This window comes from Cytobacillus sp. Hm23 (assembly GCF_051842895.1).
Lineage (GTDB): Bacteria > Bacillota > Bacilli > Bacillales > SM2101 > Nanhaiella.
The window spans coordinates 1-8,910 of record NZ_JBPXRQ010000077.1; the positions used below are offsets into that span (position 1 = coordinate 1).

The 8,910-nt window shown below is 32.8% G+C and carries 8 protein-coding genes; 4 read left to right on the top strand and 4 right to left on the bottom strand.

The annotated features are described in order from the left end of the window. Nucleotides 1-240: 240 nt before the first annotated feature. Nucleotides 241-420, bottom strand: a complete 180-nt coding sequence (locus ACSVDA_RS24300) for a hypothetical protein (RefSeq protein ID WP_485886940.1) — start codon at nucleotides 418-420, stop codon at nucleotides 241-243. Nucleotides 421-753: 333 nt separating this feature from the next. On the opposite strand from ACSVDA_RS24300, the gene ACSVDA_RS24305 reads away from it, so the two are divergent. Further along, nucleotides 754-1,110, top strand: coding sequence for a helix-turn-helix domain-containing protein (locus ACSVDA_RS24305; RefSeq protein WP_485886942.1), 357 nt, complete (start codon nucleotides 754-756; stop codon nucleotides 1,108-1,110). An 85-nt stretch (nucleotides 1,111-1,195) separates the two neighbouring features. Here ACSVDA_RS24305 and ACSVDA_RS24310 read toward each other — a convergent pair whose 3' ends face one another. Continuing rightward, the gene (locus ACSVDA_RS24310; protein WP_485886944.1) at nucleotides 1,196-2,254 is read right to left on the bottom strand and encodes a beta-propeller fold lactonase family protein; all 1,059 of its coding nucleotides are present in this window, start codon (nucleotides 2,252-2,254) and stop codon (nucleotides 1,196-1,198) included. Nucleotides 2,255-2,807: 553 nt separating this feature from the next. On the opposite strand from ACSVDA_RS24310, the gene ACSVDA_RS24315 reads away from it, so the two are divergent. Next, complete coding sequence (locus ACSVDA_RS24315) at nucleotides 2,808-4,211, top strand: M48 family metallopeptidase (protein ID WP_485886946.1); 1,404 nt, start codon at nucleotides 2,808-2,810, stop codon at nucleotides 4,209-4,211. A gap of 546 nt (nucleotides 4,212-4,757) precedes the next feature. Here ACSVDA_RS24315 and ACSVDA_RS24320 read toward each other — a convergent pair. Further along, entirely contained in the window at nucleotides 4,758-6,083 is a 1,326-nt protein-coding gene (locus tag ACSVDA_RS24320; RefSeq protein WP_485886948.1) for a hypothetical protein, read from the bottom strand. Nucleotides 6,084-6,784: 701 nt separating this feature from the next. Continuing rightward, a complete protein-coding gene (locus ACSVDA_RS24325; RefSeq protein WP_485886950.1) occupies nucleotides 6,785-7,330 on the bottom strand; it encodes a YncE family protein in 546 nt (181 codons plus the stop codon). Nucleotides 7,331-7,620: 290 nt separating this feature from the next. Between ACSVDA_RS24325 and ACSVDA_RS24330 the strand changes: the two genes are divergently transcribed. Together ACSVDA_RS24330 and ACSVDA_RS24335 are read left to right on the top strand one after the other, a co-directional pair. Beyond that, nucleotides 7,621-7,974, top strand: a complete 354-nt coding sequence (locus tag ACSVDA_RS24330) for a hypothetical protein (protein WP_485886952.1) — start codon at nucleotides 7,621-7,623, stop codon at nucleotides 7,972-7,974. Between the two features lie 526 nt (nucleotides 7,975-8,500). Beyond that, entirely contained in the window at nucleotides 8,501-8,809 is a 309-nt protein-coding gene (locus ACSVDA_RS24335) for a hypothetical protein (protein ID WP_485886954.1), read from the top strand. The last annotated feature ends 101 nt before the right edge of the window (nucleotides 8,810-8,910 follow it).

An 8,910-nucleotide genomic window follows, 5' to 3' on the forward strand; every position in this document is an offset into this window, starting at 1 on the left:
CCATTGACATAATAAAAAAATACATTGAAGAACAAGGTGAATGAAGACCTTAGCGACTAACCCCCACTAAATCAAATAGATTTTGAAGGGGAATGCGTCGCTATTTTTTTGTTCAAATTATATTAATAAAATGTAGCTTTCATTGTGAATTACATTTTTCGAGTCTAAATAGAAAAAGGGCTAGAATCAGCCCCTAGCAGCTTAATTAATCATTGTGTTTAGTAAAAACCTATCACGATATTATAAAAATTCTTCTGTAATCAAGCTATCTGGATCTGCTAAAGATTGTGGGGTTAAGAAAGGTACTGTTTGGATAGGTTCTCTTATAAATAATCCACTAACCTCTATATCAGATTCAATTAATACTATCATCATACACATACAACATACCATAGTCATTGTAAATAGATAGGTATCCATATGAATTCTCTCCTAAAAAGTAATTATTATATAAATAAACAAGATATACTTCTTGGACTAGCATCCATACAGTTTGCCCATTTTTATTATTTTAAGTAGTCGCTCTATAAGTAAGTTTGTACACACTTTTTCTATTATGTTTATTAATTAGATTAGTTTCTTATTTGATCTGATCATAAATATTCAATAAAAATAACAATACCAGAAACCATACTAAACCATGCAATTGCCATTTTATTATGATTACTAAAACAAAACCCGTAATTTATTTTTTAGCACCTCATTGGAAATTTTTTTTATAATGGACATATATTATTTTTGGGGTGAAAATCTATGAAAGAAAACTTAATAGCAAGATCATTATTTACCTTAGCAATTTGTATTGTAATAGGTAGTTGGTTTATTTCAAATGGGTTAAAAGAAGGAAATCGAATAATTGCAGAACAATTGTCTGATGGAATTGAAGCCACACAATCATACACAATGGATGCAACACAAAATCAATTATTAACTGCTACACAATTATCCGAATATTTGGGTTTAAGCGATGAACAAGTAACTCAGTTATTCCCTGATTCAAATGGTAAAAGCGTAATACCTTATTTAAAAATTAAGGGTGAGCTCTTCTTCCCTAAAGCAGCGATTGATAAATGGTTACAAGAAATTGAAGCAACCTCTATTAATAGATAAGTCTTATTAAATGTAGGCTTATCTATATTTCTATAAAATACTTCTTTTATTGTAATTACATTCCAATAAATAAATGACTCTTCTCCTACCTTGTAAAAGCAATCCCTCTAGGAGTTCTTGTAGAAACTGTTGCTATGACTGAATGAGTTTTTACTTCGATGACTGATATAGAATTATCAATAATATTTCCTACGTAGGCAAGTTTTCCATCTGATGTGAAGGCTATGGAACGATTTAAATTACCAACTTGTACTGTTGCAATAATAGATTGTGTATTGATTTCAATAACGGTGACTATTCTACCGCTAACAGTTGTCACATATGCAAAATTTCCACATGGAGTTATTGCAACTCTATTTGGACGATCATCATTATTACCTATTGGCACAGTACCAATAAGTGTATGAGTTTTTACTTCTATTACTGAGATTGAACCCGTAGACCCATTATTTAAATTAGTGATATAAGCAAACTTACCATCAGGAGTAAATGCAATACCCCGTGGATTATTTCTAACTACTACAGTTGAGATAACAGAATGGGTGCTAGTATCAATTACCGATACGTTATTAGAATTTTCATTTGTTATGTAGGCTACCTTTCCATCTGGAGTAAACTCGGGAATTCGAGGATTCGACCCCACAGTAACAGTTGCAATAACCGAGTGAGTCTTAATATCAATTACTGATACCGTGTTTCCTTGTAAATTTATCCCAACATTTGTAACATAAGCTAGTTTCCCATTAGGAGCTATGGCTATTCGATTCGGACTATTTCCAACAGGAACTGTAGCTATAACCGAGTGAGTTTTCGTGTCTATAACCGACACGCTGCTACTTGCGAGTGCACTGTCAATAACAAATGCTGTTTTACCATCTGGTGCTATAACGACATTGATTGGAAATTCCCCGACAGGCACTGTAGCTATGACTGAATGCGTCTTTGTATCTATAACAGATACTGTGTCTCCAGGGTCTGTAACCGTTCCTGTGTTCGTAACATATGCATGTTTCCCATCTGGTGTGATTGCAATATTCCTTGGAAATCTACCTACATTCACAGTACCTACTACAGAGTTTGACTTTGTATTAATGACTGTAACTGTACCGATATCTTGACGGTTTACAACGTATGCTAGTACCATATCGTATCTGCCTCCTTTTACTCGTGTTAAACATTCTATGCATCATTCCATCCATAAATGTTTTCACGGTAAAAGACTTGTTTTATCAAAAAGTCTACATACATACTTTTCAAAGATCAATGTCTAATCTATTACCCTTGTTATCCTCCACCGACTCACCTGAGTATGTACAATTCCTCATTACCTTAAGTAATCAACAATGCCACATGAAGGATACCTCTATATCGTTCGAGTGTATTCCAATCTGTTGGAACCCAACGTAATTTATACATTAGACATCCTCCTTATAAAGAACAGCTCCCTCCTGAATTATGTAAAGTTATTTGGAAAACTCTACATTTTATGGTTACTTTACATTGATATTGATAATGGGAAGGAAGTACAAATTTCACGACTTTTTAACTTTTTGTTCAATAATTAAGCTGTAAGTATTTTTATACATATTTACTATTGGGGATTATAGTAATCTAATCCATCATTTACTTTTTTATTCTCATAGTAAATAGATTAAAATAACAATGGTAACTAAGAAACAGGAAGAAGAGGGAAATCTATGAATCAATCAAAAAAATTAGTTCATTCTAATGAAATCGGTTTATTTATCGTTTTATTAGCCATCAGTATTGTATGCTATATATTTTTACTTTTTTCAATTATTGGAGTATTGATCATTGGAGTTATATGGCTTTTATCTTTCATTGCTCATGGTGTGATGGTCGGTCATATTCGAAGCAATGGTGTGAAACTTACCAACAGTCAATATCCTGAGGTTCATGAAAAAGTAAAAGAACTATGTAAAGATATGTCTATCTCTTTACCTGACGTTTATGTGGTTGAATCTGCTGGTATACTTAATGCATTTGCAACAAGACTGTTAGGTAGAAATATGGTGGTTCTGTATTCAGATATTTTTGAATTAATAGAAGAGAATGCAAGAGAAGAAGTCAATTTTATCATTGCCCATGAACTTGCACATATTAAACGCAATCATATTATGAAGCAGATCTTTCTATTACCTGGGAATATCATCCCATTTCTTGGTTCTGCCTATTCAAGGGCATGTGAGTACACATGTGATCGCATGGCAGCCCATTACATAAATACAGGGACGGCTGCACCAAAGGGTTTAATGGTACTCGCTATCGGAAAGAAATTATATAACACAGTAAATAAAGAAGCATATATTCAACAACTTCAAAAAGAAAAGAGCTTTTTCGTATGGTTAAGTGAGTCCATTTCCACGCATCCACCGCTCCCTAAACGTATTGCAGAGGTTGAACATTTTTTGGATATTAGGGAAAGAGAGCAATTTCCTGTTCCTATAAAGAAACTTGCCATCATATTTGTTGTTGGATTTATACTTACTATCGGAGCAACGGGTGTATCGCTACTAGCATATCAATACATTGGAACTGAAATGACCGAGGTATTTGTCGATGACATTAATCAGTCAGAAGAAGAATACTTATTAGATTTGGAATCAACACCGTTATTAGATTCAATTTATAATCAAGACTATGAATTGTTTCAATCCTTACTACTAGAAGAGGACATTACACAGACAGACATAGATGGATGGAATGCACTGCATTTCGCGTCGTTTTTTGCTGAAGATGATCTAATGTTAAAGGATCTTCTCAAAGCTGGAATTCTTCCAGATGAGAAGGAAAGCAGTGGATTAACAAGTTTACACGTTGCAATTGACAGTGTATATGCTCCTGTGGAAAAAGTAGCGTTATTACTCAACTATGGCGCCAATCCTAATGAGATAGATCAGGATGGATTAACTCCCCTTATGTATTCTGTTTATAACGATTCTGATGAAAATATAAAAATGGTTGAATTATTACTACAGGCAGGTGCAGATGTTCAGATAGTGGATAACGGAGGGTTTTCTGCATTAGATTATGCGAAAGATGCAGGAGCAGAGCAATTGGTAAAGCTCCTAAGTGAATAATTACGATTTAGAAAGCTCTCACCTACCCTTTTGTTATAATAATTATAACAAAAGAGTAGGTTAACTAGCTTTTTATCATTGTAGATCAAAATCCAACTTATACTGTAGTGTTTGAAGAGTTAATTGGCATTCCCATTAGACAGAGAAAGTACCTTAGTAATATCGTAGAACTGATCGTTTTATCAAAAAACGAGTACGCTCCACTTTGGGGTTCATGTCATTTTAAACAACCACCCTATATTAAAAACAATGCATATATTCAAATAGGGACAGCTTCTCTCAAAAGTGAAGCCTGTCCAACATGAAGTTGAATTCTTCCGTATATTGTTTTGAATTACAGTATAATTTGCACATTAAACATTCTCGTTATAATTATAGGGACTTATTTTTCCTAAGAACTTAACAATGAACTACTCGCCACTTAGCTTTGCTTGAAGTGGGAGTATTCTTTTCGAAACAAGAATAAAATATTGCTTTTATAGTGACTAGGTCTCCTTCCTTCGCAACTTTTCGGTGTATTATAACAATAAAACTCAGCTTTAATAGCTAATGTTTTATTACTCTACAAAGTTCAAAACAAATTTCTGGTGTGCTATTATTTATATTATTTACCTTAATTTCCTTTATATTCTCAAAGCTTAATGAAACGCTTGCGTCACTAGGTAATAAAAAAGGATTAATTGATAAACCTGTCACTGTGATAAATGTAATTATTAAATCACCATCAGTTGTCTCATACTCAATGCCTAACAAACCCCGTTCACCTTTTTTAGAAACAGATTTAAATATGGAAAATTCGGTATTCGCAGGTATTGATATAAACCCGTCAGGGTCATTTTGTGAGCAGATAATTTCTTTATCTAAAATAATGCAAATCTCATGAGCAATATCTGCTTCAGCTCCTCCTAAATTTTTGACTTTTATCTCCTTAATATCTTCAAAACTAAGTGTTACTGTATTCAAAGGTAATATAATAAAGGAACTGGGTAGGTTTGATACAGTTAAAAGCGACACTTCGATCATATTACCTCCAGATCTGTCACCTTCCACAGAAATCATTCCTGCTTCTCCTTTATTTGTGACAGATGTATATAACGTACGCTCATCCCCGCCGGAAATGTTATTTGTACTGTATGCTGGGCTACCATCTTCTCCTTGTAGACACAATAGGTTATCATCCAAAATAACACAAATCTCATATTCTATAGATGCAATAGAATTACCAATATTACTAACTATAATTTCCTTTACATTCTCAAAGCTAAACGTTCTTGCAGTTTTTTGCGGAATTAAAATTGGATCACTTGTAACTCCTGAAAATGAGACAAATGTAACCTCTATATTATTACTGTTTCCATTTAAGTTTTCGATACTTATTAGTCCGTTTCTTCCTCTTCCTAGTACGGATTTGTAAATAGTAACCTCAGGTTCTATCAGAATGTCGTTCATCAAACTAGGTTCATTTTGGAAACAAACCGATTCATTATCTAATTTAATACAAATTGAATGACGTACAGGGACTGCTATATTACCGGTATTTTGAACAATTATGTCTCTTATGTTCTCAAAACACAGTGAATTAATTGTATTATTTGTAATACATTGAGGCTCACTTTTTGCTCCTGATGGATATATAAATATTGCTTGTATATCCACGTCACCACGATTTTCTATAAGTACTAACCCTGACCTTCCTATCCCAGAAACTGATTGATAGATATTGACCTCAAATCCTGCTGGAATTTCCTGAGTATTTATATCGACATCAATACCTGTGAATTGACAAAGTAAATTCTTTTTAACATCTATTTCCTTATTAACTTCTACTTTCTTTTTGTTACAGCAGTTTGACCTCACGATATGTCTAGACACATTAACCCTCTCCCAGAAGCTGTTACATTATGGTATGTAGCTTATACAATTGCGGTATAGGTTAATGTATACATTGATTATAAAATTACTACAACTCCGGTATATTTCTTGTTAAATATTTTATAAATTCCTAGTCGCTTATCTCCTATTGTTGTGAGGTGGTGGAGGAACGACTTTCACTTACAATCTTTATCTATCATTAGTAATTAGTCACCTCCTAAAGTTGTAAATACTTTATATTTAAATTCGTTTTCTATTGAAGGCTAAACTAACATACTTAACGTGACTAAAATGTGCGAATGTCTATGGGGAGCTAAGCTACGATATACCGAATGTAGATTTATCAGTTGGAAAAACAAACAAGTTCCAATTTTTCATTTCTGAAGAACCAGAACTAAACGACTCAATGATCATTGTGTATCTTTAATAATATTTGTGGAATGTAGATGATAATTACTAAGTACAGAATATGTCTTGCTAATTAGATGTAAACGCTAGTGCTACGGGTCGTTGGCCTACGCTAATAGATGAAATCAAAGTTTGTTTCCACATTGATTACAGATACAATTTGACCTGATCGATTAGCAACATAAGCTATTTTCCCATCAGGTATACACTCGATTACACTAGGCTCGATCCCAGTCTAAATTGTAGCGGTTAGTGTATTTGTTTTGGTATCTATAGTAGAGACTGAATTCAAACTAAAATTTACTACAGATACATATTTTCCATTTGGAGTAACAACTAAAGATTTTAAGTGGTACTGTAAGAAAATCTAAGCTTATATTAATAGTCGCAATGATAGAATGGGTTTTTGTATCAATGACGGTTACGGTATCCGATCTAGTATTTGCAATGTAGACAAGCTTACCATCAGGAGTTATATCTAGGTCAACAGGAGCAATTCCAACAGGGATTGTAGCGATTATAGAATGGGTTTTAATATCTATTACCGATAAAGTTCCTTCCGTATTCAACATAAAGTTGAGAATATAGGCAGTCTGATTGTCGGGAGTAAATACGATAGCAGTAGGTGTAATTTCTGCAATAGTTGCTATTACTTCTAAAGTACCTATATTAATAACAGAAACACTACCACCTAAAACATAGGCTTTTATATCATCTGAAGTAATACCAATTGCTCTTGGATTATTTGCAACAGGAATTGTAGCAATTACAGAATGGTTTTTTGTATCAATCACATTTACATCCTCACTCATAAAATTAACAACAAAAGCAAAAGACATGTGGTTCAACTCCTTTAATGTCTTTCCTCTTTTCTATACTTTTCGATTATTTCCACCTGAAACATGAAATTTAGTACATCCTTATAGTTCTAAAATTATTAAATTCTTTTTTATTCTTATTCAATGTTGTTAAATACACCCCTTAATTAACCTTATTTTCTATTAAGTTTCACATTTCACTATGCACTTGTATATTTTTGATAAATACCATAATTTAGTGTTTTTTGTCCAAGCTAAAAAGAAGTTATAGCATACACTATGGTAGTTTCTATTAAGGAGGTGTATTAATATTGTCTTTTTGTGTTCGTCTTAAGGAACCAATCGCGGCAGAAGTCGGTGTTCAAGAGTTTATTCAAGTATGTGCTTTTTCAACTACTGATTTAGAAAGGGACACAAAAGTTTTAGTAGCTTTAGGAGATCCCGATCAAGTAGATGATATAAATTTTGTGTTTAGTGAGGGCTCGCCAATTGAATTTAACGATGTAGGTGTTCATGTTTTTGATGATGTTATTTTAAACACATGCGCAAACATTCTTGGAACTTTCAATAAAACAGGAGAATATTTATTTCAAGTTGCATTACTTGATCAAAATACTAATGACATATTAGATTTTGAAGCTGCAACTGTAAAAGTATTTAGCTAGAAATTAAAAGGGCTGTGAGAGCAGCCCTAATTTACACAATATCACTTTTGTTGCATAATTTGTGAATTAACCATCACATTTATCCATATCTTTATTATAACAAGCTAAAATAGTAAAACCCACGTTATACTCATGAACGTACAACCCTAGATTCGTTAAAGAAGAACCGCTTAGAGTTAGATGATTTAGATACCATTTAACGAAGCTTCGAGATTATCAGAATCCTTCTCTGACGATGATTCTGATTCCATATTTATCAGAGGAAAAAGGGAAATCAGAAATAATATAGATTCCGGGTTGAAAATCGTTGATCATTACAATTTATTCCTTTTAACTCAAACTATCTTTCCTACTTTTACCTTGTTAAAATCACCCGAAAAATTAAACAAAACTAATTTGGACGCTTCAAATATGAGTACATCTTATAAGGAAGGTAAAGTAAGAGTAGATATAAGTGAAAAACAAAAGGAATACCTATGGGATAAAGTAATTCATGTTCATGCCTTTTCCACTAGAAAACAAATTTATGAAGAACTACAATCAGCCATTGAAAACTTGTTTATTAGAAAACAGCAAAAAAGTAGTTCCAACAAAAACATTAGGTGGTTATTATTCAGTATCTTCTAAAATGCCTACAGATACAAATACAAAAAACTCTGTAAGTAAGTTAGAAAATAATAAACTATACTTAAACCGACTTCCGGTGAAACTACAGTTTCAGCCTTATAAAAGTAATCTAGAAAATCAAGATGAAATTGTATATGCCGTTCATTTGTTACGTAATATTACAGTAACATTTGAATCCTTTGTAAATCAATGGATTGGCTACACTTAGTTAGACAGAAATTTTAAGGTCAAGTAGAATGAACTTACTATATGATTGATGAGGAGAATCTACATGACAAAAAGATCACGCCGTACTTTTACTCAAGAATT

Coding starts and splice junctions, on each gene's coding strand:
- ACSVDA_RS24310 (WP_485886944.1), bottom strand. CDS start 2,254: ATGGTACTAGCATACGTTGTAAACCGTCAAGATATCGGTACAGTTACA.
- ACSVDA_RS24325 (WP_485886950.1), bottom strand. CDS start 7,330: ATGTCTTTTGCTTTTGTTGTTAATTTTATGAGTGAGGATGTAAATGTG.
- ACSVDA_RS24300 (WP_485886940.1), bottom strand. CDS start 420: ATGGATACCTATCTATTTACAATGACTATGGTATGTTGTATGTGTATG.
- ACSVDA_RS24305 (WP_485886942.1), top strand. CDS start 754: ATGAAAGAAAACTTAATAGCAAGATCATTATTTACCTTAGCAATTTGT.
- ACSVDA_RS24315 (WP_485886946.1), top strand. CDS start 2,808: ATGAATCAATCAAAAAAATTAGTTCATTCTAATGAAATCGGTTTATTT.
- ACSVDA_RS24335 (WP_485886954.1), top strand. CDS start 8,501: ATGAAGAACTACAATCAGCCATTGAAAACTTGTTTATTAGAAAACAGC.